This window comes from Pseudomonas sp. MB-090624, assembly GCF_003205245.1.
Lineage (GTDB): Bacteria > Pseudomonadota > Gammaproteobacteria > Pseudomonadales > Pseudomonadaceae > Aquipseudomonas > Aquipseudomonas juntendi.
On record NZ_QJRK01000075.1, the window covers coordinates 1 to 18,110 of the forward strand.

At 61.3% G+C, this 18,110-nt stretch carries 15 protein-coding genes; 11 read left to right on the forward strand and 4 right to left on the reverse strand.

Translation table 11 applies throughout. The features are described from left to right. Window positions 1-191: 191 nt before the first annotated feature. Both DMX12_RS27515 and DMX12_RS27520 read right to left on the reverse strand, forming a co-directional pair. Complete coding sequence (locus tag DMX12_RS27515; RefSeq protein ID WP_009681720.1) at window positions 192-1,568, reverse strand: glutamine synthetase family protein; 1,377 nt, start codon at window positions 1,566-1,568, stop codon at window positions 192-194. 338 nt (window positions 1,569-1,906) lie between these two features. After that, window positions 1,907-2,101, reverse strand: coding sequence for a hypothetical protein (locus DMX12_RS27520; RefSeq protein WP_232108672.1), 195 nt, complete (start codon window positions 2,099-2,101; stop codon window positions 1,907-1,909). 41 nt (window positions 2,102-2,142) lie between these two features. Here DMX12_RS27520 and DMX12_RS27525 point away from each other — a divergent pair, with 41 nt between their 5' ends. From DMX12_RS27525 to DMX12_RS27555, 7 genes are all read left to right on the forward strand, one after another. Beyond that, window positions 2,143-3,501 (forward strand): glutamine synthetase family protein, encoded by a 1,359-nt coding sequence (locus DMX12_RS27525; protein WP_009681719.1) that lies wholly within the window; start codon window positions 2,143-2,145, stop codon window positions 3,499-3,501. Between the two features lie 48 nt (window positions 3,502-3,549). Further along, complete coding sequence (locus tag DMX12_RS27530; RefSeq protein ID WP_054905163.1) at window positions 3,550-4,911, forward strand: aspartate aminotransferase family protein; 1,362 nt, start codon at window positions 3,550-3,552, stop codon at window positions 4,909-4,911. Between the two features lie 169 nt (window positions 4,912-5,080). Continuing rightward, on the forward strand, window positions 5,081-6,178 hold the full coding sequence (locus DMX12_RS27535) for a polyamine ABC transporter substrate-binding protein (RefSeq protein WP_110679971.1): 1,098 nt from the start codon (window positions 5,081-5,083) through the stop codon (window positions 6,176-6,178). A 159-nt stretch (window positions 6,179-6,337) separates the two neighbouring features. Continuing rightward, complete coding sequence (locus tag DMX12_RS27540; RefSeq protein ID WP_110679972.1) at window positions 6,338-7,432, forward strand: polyamine ABC transporter substrate-binding protein; 1,095 nt, start codon at window positions 6,338-6,340, stop codon at window positions 7,430-7,432. A gap of 71 nt (window positions 7,433-7,503) precedes the next feature. Next, window positions 7,504-8,646: a polyamine ABC transporter ATP-binding protein gene (gene potA, locus DMX12_RS27545; RefSeq protein WP_009681715.1), complete on the forward strand. Its 1,143-nt coding sequence runs from the start codon at window positions 7,504-7,506 to the stop codon at window positions 8,644-8,646. Then, complete coding sequence (locus DMX12_RS27550; RefSeq protein ID WP_110679973.1) at window positions 8,643-9,563, forward strand: ABC transporter permease subunit; 921 nt, start codon at window positions 8,643-8,645, stop codon at window positions 9,561-9,563. Before potA ends, DMX12_RS27550 begins: the two co-directional genes overlap by 4 nt. After that, entirely contained in the window at window positions 9,560-10,453 is an 894-nt protein-coding gene (locus DMX12_RS27555; RefSeq protein ID WP_054905162.1) for an ABC transporter permease subunit, read from the forward strand. Before DMX12_RS27550 ends, DMX12_RS27555 begins: the two co-directional genes overlap by 4 nt. Window positions 10,454-10,558: 105 nt before the next feature. Here DMX12_RS27555 and DMX12_RS27560 read toward each other — a convergent pair whose 3' ends face one another. Next, a complete protein-coding gene (locus DMX12_RS27560) occupies window positions 10,559-10,972 on the reverse strand; it encodes a transposase (protein ID WP_110679974.1) in 414 nt (137 codons plus the stop codon). A gap of 569 nt (window positions 10,973-11,541) precedes the next feature. Between DMX12_RS27560 and DMX12_RS27570 the strand changes: the two genes are divergently transcribed. Then, window positions 11,542-11,754, forward strand: coding sequence for a DUF3077 domain-containing protein (locus tag DMX12_RS27570; RefSeq protein ID WP_110679980.1), 213 nt, complete (start codon window positions 11,542-11,544; stop codon window positions 11,752-11,754). A 110-nt stretch (window positions 11,755-11,864) separates the two neighbouring features. Here the strand turns inward: DMX12_RS27570 and DMX12_RS27575 are convergent, their stop codons facing one another. After that, a complete protein-coding gene (locus DMX12_RS27575) occupies window positions 11,865-12,320 on the reverse strand; it encodes a transposase (RefSeq protein WP_110679976.1) in 456 nt (151 codons plus the stop codon). A gap of 314 nt (window positions 12,321-12,634) precedes the next feature. Here DMX12_RS27575 and DMX12_RS27585 point away from each other — a divergent pair, with 314 nt between their 5' ends. Genes DMX12_RS27585 through DMX12_RS27595 form a run of 3 tightly spaced genes read left to right on the forward strand, consistent with a single transcriptional unit; the run spans window position 12,635 to window position 17,837 of the window. After that, window positions 12,635-13,723 carry an efflux RND transporter periplasmic adaptor subunit gene (locus DMX12_RS27585; RefSeq protein WP_110679977.1) on the forward strand — a complete coding sequence of 363 codons (1,089 nt, stop codon included), beginning with the start codon at window positions 12,635-12,637 and terminating at the stop codon, window positions 13,721-13,723. After that, on the forward strand, window positions 13,720-14,787 hold the full coding sequence (locus DMX12_RS27590; RefSeq protein ID WP_110679978.1) for an efflux RND transporter periplasmic adaptor subunit: 1,068 nt from the start codon (window positions 13,720-13,722) through the stop codon (window positions 14,785-14,787). The genes DMX12_RS27585 and DMX12_RS27590 overlap by 4 nt, the downstream gene beginning before the upstream one ends. Then, window positions 14,784-17,837 (forward strand): efflux RND transporter permease subunit, encoded by a 3,054-nt coding sequence (locus DMX12_RS27595; RefSeq protein ID WP_110679979.1) that lies wholly within the window; start codon window positions 14,784-14,786, stop codon window positions 17,835-17,837. The genes DMX12_RS27590 and DMX12_RS27595 overlap by 4 nt, the downstream gene beginning before the upstream one ends. Window positions 17,838-18,110 lie beyond the last annotated feature (273 nt).

The window sequence follows — 18,110 nt, forward strand, 5'->3', positions numbered from 1 at the left end:
GTAGGAGCGAGCGCAGCTCGCGATTGCGCCGCGCGGGCGGCGCTCGCTCTAACAGGCGCTGCCATACCTTGTGGCAAACACCTGTCAGCCCTAAGGCGATCCCTGTGGGAGCTGGCTTGCCGGCGATAGGGCCGCAAAGCGGCCCCGGCAATCTCAGCGTGTTACAGAACATCCTGGGGGCGGCGTTTTGTTTACACGGTATGCAGGTACCAGTTGTACTCGAGGTCGGAGATCGAGTGTTCGAACTCCTCCAGCTCGCTCTCCTTGCACGCGACGAAGATGTCGATGTACTTCGGATCGATGTACTTGTTCAGAATCTCGCTGTCGTCCAGCTCACGCAGGGCATCGCGCAGGTTGTTCGGCAAGCTCTGCTCGAGTTGCTCGTACGAGTTGCCTTCGATCGGCGCACCTGGCTCGATCTGGTTGGTCAGGCCATGGTGCACGCCCGCCAGCACGGCAGCCATCATCAGGTACGGGTTGGCGTCGGCACCGGCTACGCGGTGCTCGATGCGCACAGCATCGGCCGAGCCGGTCGGTACGCGCAACGCCACGGTACGGTTGTCCAGGCCCCAGCTTGGCGCGTTCGGTACGTAGAACTGCGCACCGAAACGGCGGTAGGAGTTGACGTTCGGGCAGAGGAACGCCATGGACGCTGGCAGGGTCTCGAGCACACCGCCGACAGCGTGACGTAGCGCGGCGTTCTGCTCGGGATCCTCGCTGGTGAAGATGTTGTTGCCATCTTTGTCCAGCACGGAAATGTGTACATGCAGGCCGTTGCCTGCCTGGCCCGGGTAGGGCTTGGCCATGAAGGTGGTGTCCATTTCATGGTCGTACGCAATGTTCTTGATCAAGCGCTTGAGCAGTACCGCGTAGTCGCAGGCCTTGAGCGGGTCTGGCACGTGGTGCAGGTTGACTTCGAACTGCGCCGGGGCGCTTTCCTTGACGATGGCGTCGGCCGGGATGCCTTGTTCCTTTGCGCCTTCGAGGATGTCCTGCAGGCAGTCGGCATATTCGTCGAGGTCGTCGATCAGGTACACCTGGGTCGACTGCGGGCGTTTGCCCGAGATTGGCGAGCGCGGTGGCTGTGGGCGGCCGTTCACGTTCTCCTGGTCGATCAGGTAGAACTCCAGCTCGAACGCGGCGCAGATGGTCAGGCCCATGTCGGTGAACTTGCTCACCACCTGGCGCAGCACTTCGCGCGGGTCGGCGAAGAACGGCTCGCCTTCCAGCTCGTGCATGGTCATCAGCAGCTGGGCAGTGGGGCGCTTTTGCCACGGTTCGTTACAGAGTGTGTCTGGGATCGGATAGCAGATGCGGTCGGCATCGCCGATATCCAGGCCCAGGCCAGTGCTTTCGACGGTGGAACCGTTGATGTCGAGGGCGAAGAGGGAGGCCGGCAAGTTGATGCCTTTCTCGTAAACCTTGTGGAGGCTGGTGCGCTCTATGCGCTTGCCGCGCACCACACCATTCATATCTGCAATCAGAAGGTCAACGTAGAGAACCTCAGGATGTTCCTTAAGGAACGCGTTCGCTTCGTTAAGCTGAACGGCACGCGGGGGTACCGACATGATGCAACACCTTTGTTGTTAAAAATATCAATCAAGGGGGGCTTGCAAGACCAGTCAACCGAAAAGCCATACTGATGTCAAGCCAACCCCATGATGCCCTGAAATGGCCCATCTACGGCAGATTTGCTGCAAATCGGGGCATGGCATTATCCGCTATTTCCCCGGTAAAGAGCTATCTCAAGCGTGCCGTGTTTTATTTTTTACGCGGGTGTTGTGTAAAAAAATGAACAAGGCTAAGCTCGGTCTCAACCCAGAACACAATAATACGAGGGTCACATGGTCCGCTTGCCGCGACCTGAAAGCACTGCGTGCGCAGTGCCATCGGGTACCTCCGCCGTTCATGCAAACTGCGTCGCTGTTGCTGCCGCCCTGGCCGCAATAATTGACGTTTGGCGTTCCCGGACCTGCCCTCGCAGCGGCTTGCCGCCCTTCGTTTCATCTTCCTGCCTTTTGAACTCATTTCGGATACAGCTGATTTCAGTGTATCCACTGTGGCTCTGCGCGGGGGTTTTTGCTTTAGCAATCTTCTCCATCCAGAATCAAGTCGCGGACCACCTTACCTCCTGAGGTATTTATGAGTAACAACCTCGACCAGCTCACCGATTGGTTGAAAGAGCACAAGATCACCGAAGTCGAATGCATGATCAGTGACCTGACCGGCATCACGCGCGGCAAGATTTCGCCTACCAACAAATTCATTGCCGAAAAGGGCATGCGCCTGCCCGAGAGCGTGCTGCTGCAGACCGTGACCGGCGACTACGTCGACGACGACATCTATTACGAATTGCTCGACCCGGCGGATATCGACATGATCTGCCGCCCTGACGAGAACGCCGTGTTCCTCGTGCCGTGGGCCATCGAGCCCACCGCGCAGGTGATCCACGACACCTACGACAAGAAGGGCAACCCGGTCGAACTGTCGCCGCGCAACGTGCTGAAAAAAGTGCTCAAGCTCTACGCCGACAAAGGCTGGCAGCCGATCGTCGCGCCGGAAATGGAGTTTTACCTCACCAAGCGCAGTGAAGACCCGGACTTCCCGCTGCAGCCGCCGGTAGGCCGTTCCGGTCGCCCGGAAACCGGCCGACAGTCGTTCTCGATCGAAGCGGCGAACGAATTCGACCCGTTGTTCGAAGACGTGTACGACTGGTGCGAGCTGCAGCAACTGGACCTCGACACGCTGATCCACGAAGACGGCACGGCGCAGATGGAAATCAACTTCCGTCATGGCGACGCCCTGCACCTGGCCGACCAGATCCTGGTGTTCAAGCGCACCATGCGCGAAGCAGCGCTCAAGCACAACGTGGCGGCCACCTTCATGGCCAAGCCGATGACCGGCGAGCCGGGCAGTGCCATGCACCTGCACCAGAGCGTGGTCGACGTGGCCACGGGCAAGAACATCTTCAGCAATGCAGATGGCAGCATGAGCGAACTGTTCCTGCACCACATTGGCGGCTTGCAGAAGTTCATCCCCGAGGCGCTGCCGCTGTTCGCCCCCAACGTCAATTCCTTCCGCCGCTTCCTGCCCGACACATCGGCGCCGGTCAACGTGGAATGGGGCGAAGAAAACCGCACCGTCGGTTTGCGTGTACCGGATGCCGGCCCGCAGAGCCGCCGGGTCGAGAACCGCCTGCCGGGCGCTGACGCCAACCCCTATCTGGCCATCGCCGCCAGCCTGCTGTGTGGCTACATCGGCATGGTCGAAGGTATCGAAGCCAGTGCGCCGGTGCAGGGCCGTGGTTACGAACGGCGCAACCTGCGCCTGCCGCTGACCATCGAAGATGCCCTGGAGCGCATGGAGAACAGCCGTGCGCTGGTGCAGTACTTGGGCAAGAAATTCATTACCGGCTATGTCGCCACCAAGCGCGCCGAGCACGAGAACTTCAAACGTGTAATCAGCTCCTGGGAGCGTGAGTTCCTGCTGTTTGCTGTCTGATCAACCCTGGCGCCGCAGGTGCGCGGCGGCCGAACTACGGAGAAGCCCATGAGCGTCAACAACCCGCAAACCCGTGAATGGCAAGCCCTGAGCGGGGAGCATCACCTGGCACCTTTCAGTGACTACAAGCAGCTGAAAGAGAAGGGGCCACGCATCATCACCAAGGCCCAGGGTGTGCATTTGTGGGACAGCGAGGGGCACAAGATTCTCGATGGCATGGCCGGCCTGTGGTGCGTGGCCGTGGGCTATGGCCGCGAAGAGCTGGTGCAGGCGGCAGAGAAGCAGATGCGTGAACTGCCGTACTACAACCTGTTCTTCCAGACCGCCCACCCGCCGGCGCTGGAGCTGGCCAAGGCGATCACCGAGGTGGCGCCGCAAGGCATGACCCATGTGTTCTTCACCGGCTCCGGCTCCGAAGGCAACGACACAGTGCTGCGTATGGTCCGCCATTACTGGGCGCTGCAGGGCAAGCCGCAGAAGCAGACCATCATCAGCCGCATCAACGGTTACCACGGTTCGACCGTCGCCGGCGCGAGCCTGGGTGGCATGAGCGGCATGCACGAGCAGGGTGGCCTGCCGATTCCGGGCATCGTGCACATCCCGCAGCCGTACTGGTTCGGCGAAGGCGGCGACATGACGGCGGACGAATTCGGGGTGTGGGCTGCCGAACAGCTGGAGCAGAAAATTCTGGAGGTCGGCGAGGACAACGTTGCCGCGTTCATCGCCGAGCCCATCCAGGGGGCCGGCGGCGTGATCATCCCGCCTGAGACCTACTGGCCGAAGGTGAAGGAGATTCTGGCCCGTTACGACATCCTGTTCGTCGCCGACGAAGTGATCTGCGGTTTCGGCCGGACCGGCGAGTGGTTCGGTTCCGACTACTACGGGCTGCAGCCCGACCTGATGACCATCGCCAAGGGCCTGACCTCCGGGTACATCCCCATGGGCGGGGTGATCGTGCGGGACACCGTGGCCAAGGTCATCAGCGAAGGGGGTGAGTTCAACCACGGTTTCACCTATTCGGGCCACCCGGTGGCCGCCGCCGTAGGCCTGGAAAACCTGCGCATCCTGCGCGACGAGCACATCGTCGAGAAGGCGCGCACGGAAGCGGCACCGTATTTGCAAAAGCGTTTGCGTGAGCTGCAGGACCACCCGCTGGTGGGCGAGGTGCGCGGCCTGGGCCTGCTCGGCGCGATCGAGCTGGTCAAGGACAAGGCCACCCGCAGCCGTTACGAAGGCAAGGGTGTGGGCATGATCTGCCGCAACTTCTGTTTCGAAAACGGCCTGATCATGCGCGCCGTGGGTGACACCATGATCATCGCGCCGCCGCTGGTGATCAGCCATGCAGAGATTGATGAGCTGGTAGAAAAGGCGCGCAAATGCCTGGACCTGACACTCGAAGCGATTCGGTGAGCGTTTGCTAGGCTAGCGAAGTGACATTAAGTCGTTACCAGGCCCTGCTTTCCTTGATACAGGGCCCGGTAACTTGCCAGACTAGCGACTGTTTCAGTCGCCGCACGCTCTGCACCGTGGGTTCTGGCAGCTGAACGGAAGGCTAAACAAAAATTCTGGAGCATTACGCATGAAGAAAATGGGCAAGACGTTGCTGGCCGCCGCCCTGATGGGCGCCATGGCCTCCGCTGTTCAGGCTGAAGACAAGGTGTTGAACGTCTACAACTGGTCGGACTACATCGCTCCGGACACCATCGCCAAGTTCGAGAAACAGACAGGCATCAAGGTCAAGTACGACGTCTTCGACAGCAACGAAACCCTAGAGGCCAAGTTGCTGGCTGGCAAGTCGGGCTACGACATCGTGGTGCCGTCCAACAACTTCCTGGCCAAGCAGATCAAGGCCGGCGTGTACGAAGAGCTGGACCGCTCCAAACTACCGAACTGGAAAAACCTCGACCCCGACCTGCTCAAGGCCGTGGGCGATGCCAGTGACAAGGGCAACAAGCACGCCTTCCCGTACATGTGGGGCTCGATCGGCATCGGCTACAACCCGGAGAAGGTCAAGGCCGCGCTGGGTGTGGACAAAATCGACTCGTGGGACGTGGTGTTCAAGCCAGAGAACATCGCCAAGCTCAAAAGCTGCGGCGTAAGCTTCCTCGACGCGCCGACCGAAATGCTGCCGGCCGCGCTGCACTACCTGGGCCTGCCGACCGACAGCACCAAGAAAGAAGACCTGAAGGCTGCCGAGGACCTGTTCCTCAAGATCCGCCCTTCGATCACCTACTTCCACTCGTCCAAGTACATTGGCGACATGGCCAACGGCAACATCTGCGTGGCCGTTGGCTACTCGGGTGACCTGGAGCAGTCCAAGGCCCGTGCCCATGAAGCCGGCGACAAGGTCAAAGTGGACTACGTGATTCCGAAAGAAGGCGCCGGTACTTTCTACGACATGGTCGCCATCCCCAAGGATGCCGAGCATAAAGACGCTGCCTACCAGTTCATGAACTTCCTGATGCAGCCGGAAATCATGGCTGAAATCACCAACGCCGTGCGCTTCCCGAACGGTAACCAGGCCGCGACCCCGTTGGTCGACAAAGACATCACCAGCGACCCGAGCATCTACCCGCCTGCCGACGTGAAGAAAAAGCTGTACGCGATCGCCGCGCCTGATGCTTCGGTACAGCGTGTGATCACCCGCAGCTGGACCAAGATCAAATCGGGCAAATAAGCCCGGTGACAGTACCTCCGGGCCGGTAAATGCCGGCCCAGAGGCTTTGAAAGGCAATTGTTCATTGCGGCATCGAAGCTGCGAAGGTAAGTTGCGCGCCGGTTTTGCGTGTGCGGCAGCATTGTCGCTACCCAGGCACTGATTGTGAGGACCACCCACTTGTCTATTTCTGTATTCCGCAAGGCCTTGCTGGCCGGCGCGGGCCTGACGCTGGCATGCAGCGTCCAAGCGGCGCCAACGGTGCACTTCTATAACTGGTCCGACTACATCGGCCCGACCACACTCGCGGACTTCGAGAAAGCCACGGGCATCAAGCCCGTGCAGGATGTGTTCGACTCCAACGAAACCCTGGAAGGCAAGCTGCTGGCCGGTAATACCGGCTACGACGTGGTTGTGCCGTCCAACCATTTCCTCGGCAAGCAGATCAAGGCGGGCGCGTTCCAGAAGCTCGACAAGAGCCTGCTGCCCAACTATTCGAACCTCGACCCGGCGCTGATGAAGCGCCTGGAAAAGAACGACCCGGGCAACCAGTACGCGGTGCCCTACCTGTGGGGCACCAACGGCATCGGCTACAACGTCGACAAGGTGAAAGCCGCCCTGGGCGTGGACACCATCGACTCGTGGGCCGTGCTGTTCGAGCCCGAGAACATGAAGAAGCTGTCCAAGTGCGGGGTAGCCTTCCTCGACTCGGCGGACGAAATGCTCCCGGCGGTGCTCAACTACATGGGCCTGAACCCCAACAGTACCAACCCCAAGGATTACGCCAAGGCCGAGCAGAAGCTGCTGGCCGTGCGTCCTTATGTGACCTACTTCCATTCGTCCAAATACATCACCGACCTGGCCAATGGCGACATCTGCGTCGCGGCGGGCTTCTCGGGTGATGTTTTCCAGGCCAAGGCCCGCGCTGAAGAAGCGAAGAAGGGCGTGAACCTGGCTTACGCCATTCCCAAGGAAGGCGGCAACCTCTGGTTCGATGTACTGGCGATTCCCAAGGACGCCAGGAACGTCAAAGAGGCGCATGCCTTCATCAACTATTTGCTGAAACCTGAGGTTATCGCCCAGGTCAGTGATTACGTCGGTTACGCCAACCCGAACCCCAAGGCTGGCGACCTGATGGACCAGGCCGTGAGGACTGACGCCGCGGTTTACCCACCGCAGGAAGTGCTGGACAAGATGTTCGTCAATTCAGAGTTGCCACCCAAGGTGCAACGGCTGATGACCCGCAGCTGGACCAAGGTCAAGTCGGGCAAGTAACAATCCAGACCCGCGCCGGCGCCTGCCAGGCAGGCCGCGCGGGCACAAAAATCTTGTTGGGAGTTTCACTCATGGCAGTTGCCTCCGGTGCCTATAAAAAAGCCCTCGAGGGTGGCCAGCAACCCAAGCAGGTGCTGGTCAAGATCGACCGGGTCACTAAAAAATTCGACGAAACCGTAGCCGTGGACGATGTGTCCCTGGAAATCCGCAAGGGCGAGATCTTCGCCCTGCTCGGTGGCTCCGGTTCCGGCAAGTCCACCTTGCTGCGCATGCTGGCAGGCTTCGAACGCCCGACCGAAGGGCGGATCTACCTCGATGGCGTCGACATCACCGACATGCCGCCGTACGAGCGGCCGATCAACATGATGTTCCAGTCGTACGCCTTGTTCCCGCACATGAGCGTGGCGCAGAACATCGCCTTCGGCCTGCAGCAGGACAAAATGCCCAAGGCCGAGATCGACGCCCGCGTGGCCGAGATGCTCAAGCTGGTGCACATGACCCAGTACGCCAAGCGCAAGCCGCACCAGCTGTCTGGCGGCCAGCGCCAGCGCGTGGCCCTGGCCCGCTCGCTGGCCAAGCGCCCGAAGCTGCTGCTGCTTGACGAGCCTATGGGTGCGCTGGACAAGAAACTGCGCTCGCAGATGCAGCTGGAACTGGTCGAGATCATCGAGCGCGTGGGGGTGACCTGCGTGATGGTGACCCACGACCAGGAAGAGGCCATGACCATGGCCCAGCGCATCGCCATCATGCACCTGGGCTGGATTGCCCAGATCGGTTCGCCGGTCGATATCTACGAAACGCCTACCAGCCGCCTGGTGTGCGAGTTCATCGGCAACGTCAACCTGTTCGAAGGCGATGTGGTCGATGACGCCGAGGGCTACGCGATCATTGCCAGCCCGGAACTGGAGCGCAAGATCTACGTTGGCCACGGCATCACCACCTCGGTGGAAGACAAGCACATCACCTATGCCCTGCGCCCGGAGAAACTGCTGGTGACCACCAAGCAGCCGGAGTTCGAGCACAACTGGTCGCGTGGCAAGGTGCACGATATCGCCTACCTGGGTGGCCACTCGGTGTTCTACGTCGAGCTGCCCAGCGGCAAGGTGGTCCAGTCGTTCGTCGCCAACGCCGAGCGCCAAGGCGCGCGGCCGACCTGGGGCGATGAAGTGTATGTGTGGTGGGAAGACGACAGCGGCGTGGTACTGCGGTCATGAAACTGCGCAAGCTCAAGCGAGCCTTCCAGCGCATAACCCCGCAGGGGCGGCACCTGGTGATCGGCGTGCCGTTCATCTGGCTGTTCCTGTTCTTCATGCTGCCGTTCTTCATCGTGCTGAAGATCAGCTTCGCCGAAGCCGACGTGGCGATCCCGCCCTACACCGAGATCTACACCTACGTCGAAGACAAGATCCAGCTGGTCCTGAACCTGGCCAACTACGGCTTGCTGACCGAGGATGAGCTGTATATTTCCGCTTACCTGGGTTCGCTGAAAATGGCGTTCTTCAGCACCCTGCTGTGCCTGCTGATCGGCTACCCGATGGCCTACGCCATTGCCAACGCCAAGAAGGAAACGCAGACGGTCCTGCTGTTGCTGATCATGATGCCGACCTGGACGGCGATCCTGATCCGCGTCTACGCCTGGATGGGCATTCTCAGCAACAACGGGCTGCTCAATGGCTTCCTGATGTGGACGGGGCTGATCGACCAGCCGTTGCAGATCCTCAACACCAACCTGGCGGTGTACATCGGCGTGGTCTATTCGTACCTGCCGTTCATGATCCTGCCGCTGTTCGCCAACCTGGTAAAGCACGACCCGTCGCTGCTGGAGGCCGCTTCGGACCTGGGTTCGAGTACCTTCAACAGCTTCTGGAAGATCACCGTGCCGCTGTCGAAGAACGGCATCATCGCCGGCTGCATGCTGGTGTTCATCCCGGTGGTGGGCGAGTTCGTCATCCCCGAGCTGCTCGGCGGCCCGGAAACCCTGATGATCGGCAAGGTGCTGTGGCAAGAGTTCTTCAACAACCGTGACTGGCCGGTGGCCTCTGCCCTGGCGGTAGTGATGCTGGCGATCCTGATCGTGCCCATCCTGCTGTTCAACCGTAGCCAGGCCAAAGAGATGGAGGGCCGCGCATGAAACGCTTCAGTTTCTCCAAGCTGATGCTGGTGCTGGGCTTGCTGTTCATCTACCTGCCGATGCTGATCCTGGTGATCTACTCGTTCAACGCCTCCAAGCTGGTGACGGTGTGGGGCGGCTGGTCGGTGAAGTGGTATGTCGGCCTGCTCGACAACACCCAACTGATGGGTTCGGTGATGCGCTCGCTGGAAATTGCCTGCTACACGGCGGTGGCAGCGGTGGCGCTGGGTACCCTGGCCGCGTTCGTGCTGACCCGCGTCACCCGCTTCAAGGGCCGCACGCTGTTCGGCGGCCTGGTCACCGCACCGTTGGTGATGCCCGAGGTGATCACCGGCCTGTCGCTGTTGCTGCTGTTCGTGGCCATGGCGCAAATGATCGGCTGGCCGCAGGAGCGTGGCATCGTCACCATCTGGATCGCCCATACCACGTTCTGCGCCGCGTATGTGGCGGTGGTGGTGTCGGCGCGCCTGCGTGAGCTGGACTTGTCGATCGAGGAAGCGGCGATGGACCTGGGTGCCAAGCCGTGGAAGGTGTTCTTCCTGATCACCATCCCGATGATCGCGCCATCGCTGGCGGCGGGGGGCATGATGTCGTTCGCGCTGTCGCTGGACGACCTGGTATTGGCCAGCTTCGTTTCCGGGCCTGGTTCGACCACCTTGCCGATGGAAGTGTTCTCGGCGGTGCGCCTGGGTGTGAAGCCCGAGATCAACGCCGTGGCCAGCCTGATTCTGCTGTCGGTGTCGCTGGTGACCTTCTTTGTCTGGTTCTTCAGCCGCCGTGCCGAAGAGAACCGCCGCCGGGCGATTCAGCAGGCGATCGAAGAGGGTGCAGCAGCGAACGCTTCACAGCCGCAGGTCAAGCGCCCGACGCAAGTGGCGGCTTCGGCCTGATCCGGCCCTTTCGCGGGCTTGCCCGCTCCCACAGGTACAGCGCAGGCTTTGAGACTGCGCTGTACCTGTGGGAGCGGGCAAGCCCGCGAAAGCCCCAGCACCGATTCAAAGCCATACCGCATCCCAGTGTGGATAATCCCTGACACTCCGGACCAAGCCTGCCCTCAAGGGATTGGCGACGATGTAACGGGCCACATGCACCACATTCTCTTCCCGCCGCAGTGCATGGTCGTGGTACCCCGGTTGCCATATCGGCTTGTGCCTGACGCGCATCAGTGTCGCCAATGCCACGTCCTTCACTTCGATCAACCAATGCAGATGGTCCGGCATCACTACCCAGGCCAATGACCGGCAGTCCTGAATATCATTTGAGATCCGCAGATGTTTGACCACCAGCCGGGCATGGTGAAAGTCGAGGAAAAGTGTCTTTCGCTGTTGCGTGATGGTGGTCAGCATGTAGAGCCTGCCTGGCTCGGAGAAGCGCCCAAGGCGCAGCAGATGGGATTCGGCTAACGGCATTGTGATCTTCCTTGAAGTTGAACCTCCCTTTGAAAGCAGTGGCTGAAGCGGGGTGGCCGGGTGGTTGGTGGTTTCCGGATATAACTGAAGCATGTGCTTGGCTGTGCCGGCCCTTTCGCGGGCACGCCCGCTCCCACAGGTACAGCGCAAGTCTCAGGGCCTGCGCTGTACCTGTGGGAGCGGGCAAGCCCGCGAAGAGGCCCTGATGGCGTACGACTTTTCATCAACCTGAGCCCAAAGCTTCAATCGGCGCTGCTTGGGAATTATCCTACGAGCCGAGTGGAAGCTGCTCTGTTGTAGGGGAAATGCCCCAGGGCTAATGTCGTTGGGTCGCCAGTACTGGCGACTGGGTGTGAGAACCCAACGATATAGTGCTTCCGTCATGGCAGCCGTGCGCGGGCAGACCCAGGTCTGGCTGCGTTCCTATATCCGCGGTTTCTCACCTCGCGTACGGTTGCCGCCCCATCCGTGAGAAAGATGCAGGTGGCAGCTCCATACCTTGATATAGGAGATCCGCCATGACCATTAATCACCTGTCACAAAGCAGCACCGTGGGTAAAGAAACCTGCATGGAGCTTTTCCGCGTACAGGCCAACATCCCCTTCAATCATGCTTTCTCCGAACTCTCCGTCATGCTCGGCTGTATCAATCACCTGACAACCGAAGCCGAGATGGAAAATGATCGGCTGGCAGGTAGTGCAGCAAGAATTCTCAGTGGCTTTGCCAAAGCCCTCATTGATGACATTGAGCTTGGCCTTAATAAGGCCTCAGTTCAGGTCTGACCTGTACCGGCCCTTTCGCGGGCACGCCCGCTCCCACAGGTACAGCGAAGTCTCAGGGCCTGCGCTGTACCTGTGGGAGCGGGCGTGCCCGCGAAGGCCCCAGCACCGATTCAAAGCCATACCGCATCCCAGTGTGGATAATCCCTGACACTCCGGACCAAGCCTGCCCTCAAGGGATTGGCAACGATGTACCGGGCCACATGCACCACATTCTCTTCCCGCCGCAGTGCATGGTCGTGATACCCCGGTTGCCATATCGGCTTGTGCCTGACACCTGCCTTGCGCAAGGCAATGGCTGCGCGTGATTTGAACTTGCGCATCAGTGTCGCCAATGCCACTTCCTTCAGTTCGATCAACCAATGCAGATGGTCCGGCATCACTACCCAGGCCAATGACCGGCAGTCCTGAATATCATTTGAGATCCGCAGATGTTTGACCACCAGCCGGGCATGGTGAAAGTCGAGGAAAAGTGACTTTCGCTGTTGCGTGATGGTGGTCAGCATGTAGAGCCTGCCTGGCTCGGAAAAGCGCCCACGGCGCAGCAGATGGGATTCGGCTAACGGCATTGTGATCTTCCTTGAAATTGAACCTCCCTTTGAAAGTAGTGGCTGAAGCGGGGTGGCCGGGTGGTTGGTGGTTTCCGGATATGACTGAAGCATGTGCTTGGCTGTGCCGGCCCTTTTGCGGGCTTGCCCGCTCCCACAGGAAAAGCGCAGGCCCTGAGACTTGCGCTTTTCCTGTGGGAGCGGGCGTGCCCGCGAAGAGGCCGGCGCAAGCGCCGAAACTGCCGAACTGACCCCCGTCAGTGATGTTTATCGAACCCTGAACTACGCTGACAGTCGCATCCCACAAACCATTTGTGCGCAAGCAAGGAGCCTGCATGACGTTGATACGTCCGCTGTCGGTCGTTTGCCTGGGGCTGCTGTGCATGCTCGCCGGGTGTAGCAAGGAAGAGGTGCCTGAAACATTGCCGCGGGTGGGCGTGCAGCAGGTTCAACCCACCGATTTCGCCGCCAGGGTCACCCTGACCGGCGATGTACAGGCGCGGGTGCAGACGGACCTGTCGTTCCGTGTGGGGGGCAAGATCATTTCGCGCAGCGTCGATGTGGGTGACCACGTCAAGGCCAACCAGGTGCTCGCACGCCTGGACCCGAAAGACCTGCAGAACAACGTGAATTCGGCCAAGGCCGAGGTGTTTGCCGCGCAGGCGCGGGTCACCCAGACCCGTGCGGCCTTCGTGCGCCAGCAAAAACTGCTGCCCAAGGGCTACACCAGCAAAAGCGAATACGATGCCGCCGAAGCGGCGCTGCGCAGCAACCAGAGCGCGCTCAAGGCGGCCCAGGCTCAACTGGCCAGTGCCAATGAACAACTCGGCTACACCGCGCTGGTCTCCGAGGCCGCCGGGGTGATCACCGCGCGGCAGGCCGAAGTAGGCCAGGTGGTGCAGGCGACCATGCCGATCTTCAGCCTGGCCGTCGATGGCGACCGCGATGCCGTGTTCAATGTGTACGAATCCTTGCTGGTGGCACCGCCCGGCAACGCCGAAATACTCGTCCGCCTGTTGGACGACCCCAAGGTCCAGGCGCGCGGTGTGATCCGCGAAATCACGCCCACCGTGTCGGCGCAAAGCGGCACGGTACAGGTCAAGGTGGCCCTGAAGGATGTACCCGCCGAAATGCAGCTGGGCGCGCCGGTGACGGCCAGCACCACTACCGTGGGGCGGCCGAGCATCGAACTGCCGTGGTCGGCCTTGACCAAGGCCCTGCACGCACCTGCCGTGTGGGTAGTGGGTGAGGGTGACAAGGTCGAACTGCGCAAGGTCGAAGTCGGCCGCTACCTGACTGGCAAGGTGGTCATCGCCAGCGGCTTGCAGGCGGGCGAAACCGTGGTGGTCAACGGCAGCCAGCTGTTGCACCCCGGCATGCAGGTGGAGAAGGTGGATGCCAAACGCCCAGGGGGTGAGCTATGACACGGCTGCTGCTGATACTGTCAGCCGGCATGCTGCTGGCTGCCTGCGAGGGTGACGAGCAAGCCCCAGAGCCGATCCGGCCGGTGCTGTCGGTGAAGGTCGAGCCGCAGGTGCAGACGCAACTGGGCCGCTTCGCTGGCAATATCGAGGCACGCTTCGAGAGCACCTTGGGCTTCCGCGTAGCCGGGCGCATTGCCCGGCGTTGGCTGGACGTGGGAGCCCAGGTCAAACCGGGCGATACCTTGGCCACCCTCGACCCCACCGACCAGCAGAACCAACTGCGTGCCGCCGAAGGCGACCTGGCCAGGGTGCAGGCGCAATGGATCAATGCCCAGGCCGATGCCCGTCGCCAGCAACAGCTGTACGACCGTGGGGTGGGTGCCCAGGCGCAGCTGGATGTCGCCCAGACCAACCTGAAAACCACCAGCGCGACGCTGGAGCAGGCGCGCGCCTCTGTCAGCCAGGCCCGTGACCAGCTCGGCTACAGCACCCTGCGTAGCGACCATGCAGCGGTCATCACGGCGTGGCAGGCCGAGGCCGGGCAGACGGTCACCGCCGGGCAGGCCGTGGTGACCCTGGCCCGGCCTGATGTGAAGGAGGCGGTGATCGACTTGCCGATCAGCCTGGCAGAGCAACTGGACAAAGGGCTGACCTTCACCGTCGCCTCGCAACTCGACCCGACCATCAACACCACCGCTACCCTGCGCGAGCTGGAGCCGCAGGCCGACCCCACGACCCGTACCCGCCGTGCGCGCCTGACCTTGGCAAACACCCCGGCAGCCTTCCACCTGGGCACCGCGGTCAGTGTGACCCTGACCTCGCAAGTGTCGCCGCGCAGCGAGCTGCCCTTGAGTGCCTTGCTCGAACGCGACGGCAAGACCCAGGTGTGGGTCATCGACACCCGGCAGAAAACGGTCGGCACCCGTGACGTGACCCTGATCGACCGTAATTCCGACAGCATCGTCGTGGCCTCTGGCGTGCAGCCTGGTGAACGTGTGGTGACTGCGGGCGTGAACAGCCTCAAGCCTGGCCAGAAGGTCGCTTTCGACGAGGATGCGCAATGAAAGGAAGCTTCAACCTGTCCGACTGGGCACTCAAGCATCAATCGTTCGTCTGGTACCTGATGTTCGTCGCCCTGTTGATGGGGATTTTTTCCTACTTCAACCTAGGCCGTGAAGAAGACCCGTCGTTCACCATCAAGACCATGGTCATCCAGACCCGCTGGCCCGGTGCGACCCAGGACGAGACCCTGTACCAGGTCACCGACCGTATCGAAAAGAAGCTCGAAGAACTCGACTCGCTCGACTACACCAAGAGCTACACCCGGCCGGGCGAATCCACGGTCTACGTGTACCTGCGTGATACCACCAAGGCCGAGGATATCCCGCAAATCTGGTACCAGGTGCGCAAGAAGATCCAGGACATCCGTGGCCAGTTCCCTGCTGGCATCCAGGGGCCTGGGTTCAACGACGAGTTCGGCGATGTGTTCGGTTCGATCTATGCCTTCACCGCCGACGGCCTTACCCTTCGCCAGCTGCGTGACTATGTGGAGCAGGCCCGGGCAGAAGTGCGTGATGTACCCAATATCGGCAAGATCGAGTTCATCGGCACCCAGGATGAAGTGCTGTACCTGAACTTCTCCACCCGCAAGCTGGCCGCCCTGGGCATTGACCAGCGCCAGGTGATGCAGGCCCTGCAAGCGCAGAACGCGGTCACCCCGGCGGGGGTGATAGAGGCCGGGCCAGAGCGCATCTCGGTGCGAACCTCCGGGCAGTTCGCCTCGGAAAAGGACCTGCAAACCGTCAACCTGAAGATCAATGACCGCTTCTTCCGCCTGGCCGATATTGCCGCTATCGAGCGCGGTTATGTCGACCCGCCTTCACCGATGTTCCGCTACAACGGCCAGACCGCCATTGGCCTGGCCATTGGCATGAAGGCCGGCGGCAACGTGCAGGCGTTCGGCGCCGCACTGAAAAACCGCATGGACCAGGTGATCCAGGACCTGCCGATAGGCGTTGGCGTGCACACCGTGTCGGACCAGGCCGTGGTCGTCAAGAAGGCGGTTGGCGGCTTCACCAGCGCGCTGTTCGAAGCGGTGGTGATCGTGCTGGCGGTAAGCTTTGTCAGCCTTGGCATGCGCGCGGGGCTGGTGGTGGCCTGCTCGATACCCTTGGTGCTGGCGATGGTGTTCGTGTTCATGGAATACAGCGGTATCACCATGCAGCGGATTTCGCTGGGCGCGCTGATCATTGCCCTGGGCTTGCTGGTGGACGATGCGATGATCACCGTGGAGGTCATGGTCACCCGGCTGGAAATGGGCGACAGCAAGGAGCAGGCGGCCACGTTCGCCTACACCTCCACGGCCTTCCCGATGCTTACCGGTACCCTGGTCACGGTGGCCGGCTTTGTGCCGATCGGCCTTAACGCCAGTTCCGCAGGCGAGTACACCTTCACCTTGTTCGCGGTAATCGCCGTGGCCTTGCTGGTGTCCTGGGTGGTGGCGGTGTTCTTCGCCCCGGTGCTGGGGGTGCACATTCTGAGCAGCAGCAAGGTCAAGGCTCACGAAGCCAAGCCTGGGCGCGTGGCCAGGGCGTTCGAGGGTGGGCTGCTGTGGTGCATGCGCCATCGCTGGCTGACCATCATCGGTACCATCCTGCTGTTTGCTCTGGCGCTGTTCAGCATGCGCTTCGTGCAGAACCAGTTCTTCCCCGCGTCGGACCGCCCGGAGATCCTGGTCGACCTGAACCTGCCGCAGAACGCTTCGATCGAGGAGACGCGCAAGGTGGTCGACCGCTTCGAAGCGCGCCTCAAGGACGACCCGGACCTGGTGCACTGGAGCACCTACATCGGCCAGGGCGCCGTGCGGTTCTACCTGCCGCTCGACCAGCAGTTGCAAAACCCGTATTACGCCCAGCTGGTGATTGTCAGCAAGGGCCTGGAAGAGCGCCAGGGCATGATCGAGCGTTTGCAGAAAATCCTGCGTGAAGAGTTCGTCGGCATCGGCACCAACGTGCAATCGCTGGAAATGGGCCCACCGGTGGGGCGGCCGATCCAGTACCGGGTCAGCGGCACCAGTATCGACGAGGTGCGCAAGCACGCCATCGACCTGGCGACCTTGCTCAACCAGAACCGCAACATAGGCGAGATGATCTACGACTGGAACGAGCCTGGCAAAGTACTGCGCGTGGACATTGCCCAGGACAAGGCGCGCCAGCTGGGGCTGTCGTCGGAAGATGTGGCCAACGTGATGAACAGCATCGTCAGCGGTGTGCAGATCACCCAGGTCAACGACAGCATCTACCTGATCGACGTGGTCGCGCGTGCCGAGGACAGCGAGCGTGGTTCGCCCGATACCCTGCAGAACCTGCAGATCCTGACCTCCAACGGCACCTCGATTCCGCTGCTGTCGTTCGCCACCGTGCGCTACGAGCTGGAGCAGCCGCTGGTGTGGCGGCGTGACCGCAAGCCAACCATCACCATCAAGGCCTCGGTCAACGGCGACATTCAACCCACCGACCTGGTGGCGCAACTGAAGCCGAAAATCGACGAGTTCGCCAGCAAGCTGCCGGTAGGCTACGAAGTGGCCACGGGCGGTACCGTGGAGGAGAGTGGCAAGGCCCAAGGGCCGATCGCCAAGGTCATCCCGCTGATGCTGTTCCTCATGGCCACGTTCCTGATGATCCAGCTGCACAGCGTGCAGAAGCTGTTCCTGGTGATCAGCGTGGCGCCACTGGGGCTGATCGGCGTGGTGCTGGCGCTGGTGCCTACCGGTACGCCAATGGGCTTTGTAGCGATTCTCGGCATCCTGGCGCTCGCCGGTATCATCATCCGCAACTCGGTGATTCTGGTTACCCAGATCGATGAGTTCGAGGCGCAGGGCTATGCCCCTTGGGACGCGGTGGTGGAGGCCACCAACCACCGTCGCCGGCCGATCCTGCTGACGGCAGCCGCAGCGAGCCTGGGCATGATCCCGATTGCACGTGAAGTGTTCTGGGGGCCGATGGCCTACGCCATGATTGGCGGCATCATCAGTGCAACGCTGCTGACGCTGCTGTTCCTGCCGGCCTTGTACGTGGCCTGGTACAAAATCCGCGAGCCACAGAAGCAAAACTGAAGGCTCAAGGCTCTATCGCCGGCAAGCCAGCTTCCACAGGACCGCGCAAAGCTCAGACCCGAGGTGCCACCCTGTGGGAGCGGGCGTGCCCGCGAACACCGGCGTAGCCGGTGCCAAGTACCGCGTGGGATTCTTCGCGGGCCAGCCCCACGGGGATCGCATCAGGGCTGACAGGTGTTTGCCACAAGGTATGCAGCGCCTGTTAGAGCGAGCGCCGCCCGCGCGGCGCATCGCGAGCTGCGCTCGCTCCTACGTTTGTTTCGGGCCAATTAT

Coding starts and splice junctions, on each gene's coding strand:
- DMX12_RS27550 (WP_110679973.1), top strand. CDS start 8,643: ATGAAACTGCGCAAGCTCAAGCGAGCCTTCCAGCGCATAACCCCGCAG.
- DMX12_RS27570 (WP_110679980.1), top strand. CDS start 11,542: ATGGAGCTTTTCCGCGTACAGGCCAACATCCCCTTCAATCATGCTTTC.
- DMX12_RS27520 (WP_232108672.1), bottom strand. CDS start 2,101: ATGGAGAAGATTGCTAAAGCAAAAACCCCCGCGCAGAGCCACAGTGGA.
- DMX12_RS27515 (WP_009681720.1), bottom strand. CDS start 1,568: ATGTCGGTACCCCCGCGTGCCGTTCAGCTTAACGAAGCGAACGCGTTC.
- DMX12_RS27535 (WP_110679971.1), top strand. CDS start 5,081: ATGAAGAAAATGGGCAAGACGTTGCTGGCCGCCGCCCTGATGGGCGCC.
- potA (WP_009681715.1), top strand. CDS start 7,504: ATGGCAGTTGCCTCCGGTGCCTATAAAAAAGCCCTCGAGGGTGGCCAG.
- DMX12_RS27595 (WP_110679979.1), top strand. CDS start 14,784: ATGAAAGGAAGCTTCAACCTGTCCGACTGGGCACTCAAGCATCAATCG.
- DMX12_RS27575 (WP_110679976.1), bottom strand. CDS start 12,320: ATGCCGTTAGCCGAATCCCATCTGCTGCGCCGTGGGCGCTTTTCCGAG.
- DMX12_RS27560 (WP_110679974.1), bottom strand. CDS start 10,972: ATGCCGTTAGCCGAATCCCATCTGCTGCGCCTTGGGCGCTTCTCCGAG.
- DMX12_RS27585 (WP_110679977.1), top strand. CDS start 12,635: ATGACGTTGATACGTCCGCTGTCGGTCGTTTGCCTGGGGCTGCTGTGC.
- DMX12_RS27525 (WP_009681719.1), top strand. CDS start 2,143: ATGAGTAACAACCTCGACCAGCTCACCGATTGGTTGAAAGAGCACAAG.
- DMX12_RS27590 (WP_110679978.1), top strand. CDS start 13,720: ATGACACGGCTGCTGCTGATACTGTCAGCCGGCATGCTGCTGGCTGCC.
- DMX12_RS27530 (WP_054905163.1), top strand. CDS start 3,550: ATGAGCGTCAACAACCCGCAAACCCGTGAATGGCAAGCCCTGAGCGGG.
- DMX12_RS27555 (WP_054905162.1), top strand. CDS start 9,560: ATGAAACGCTTCAGTTTCTCCAAGCTGATGCTGGTGCTGGGCTTGCTG.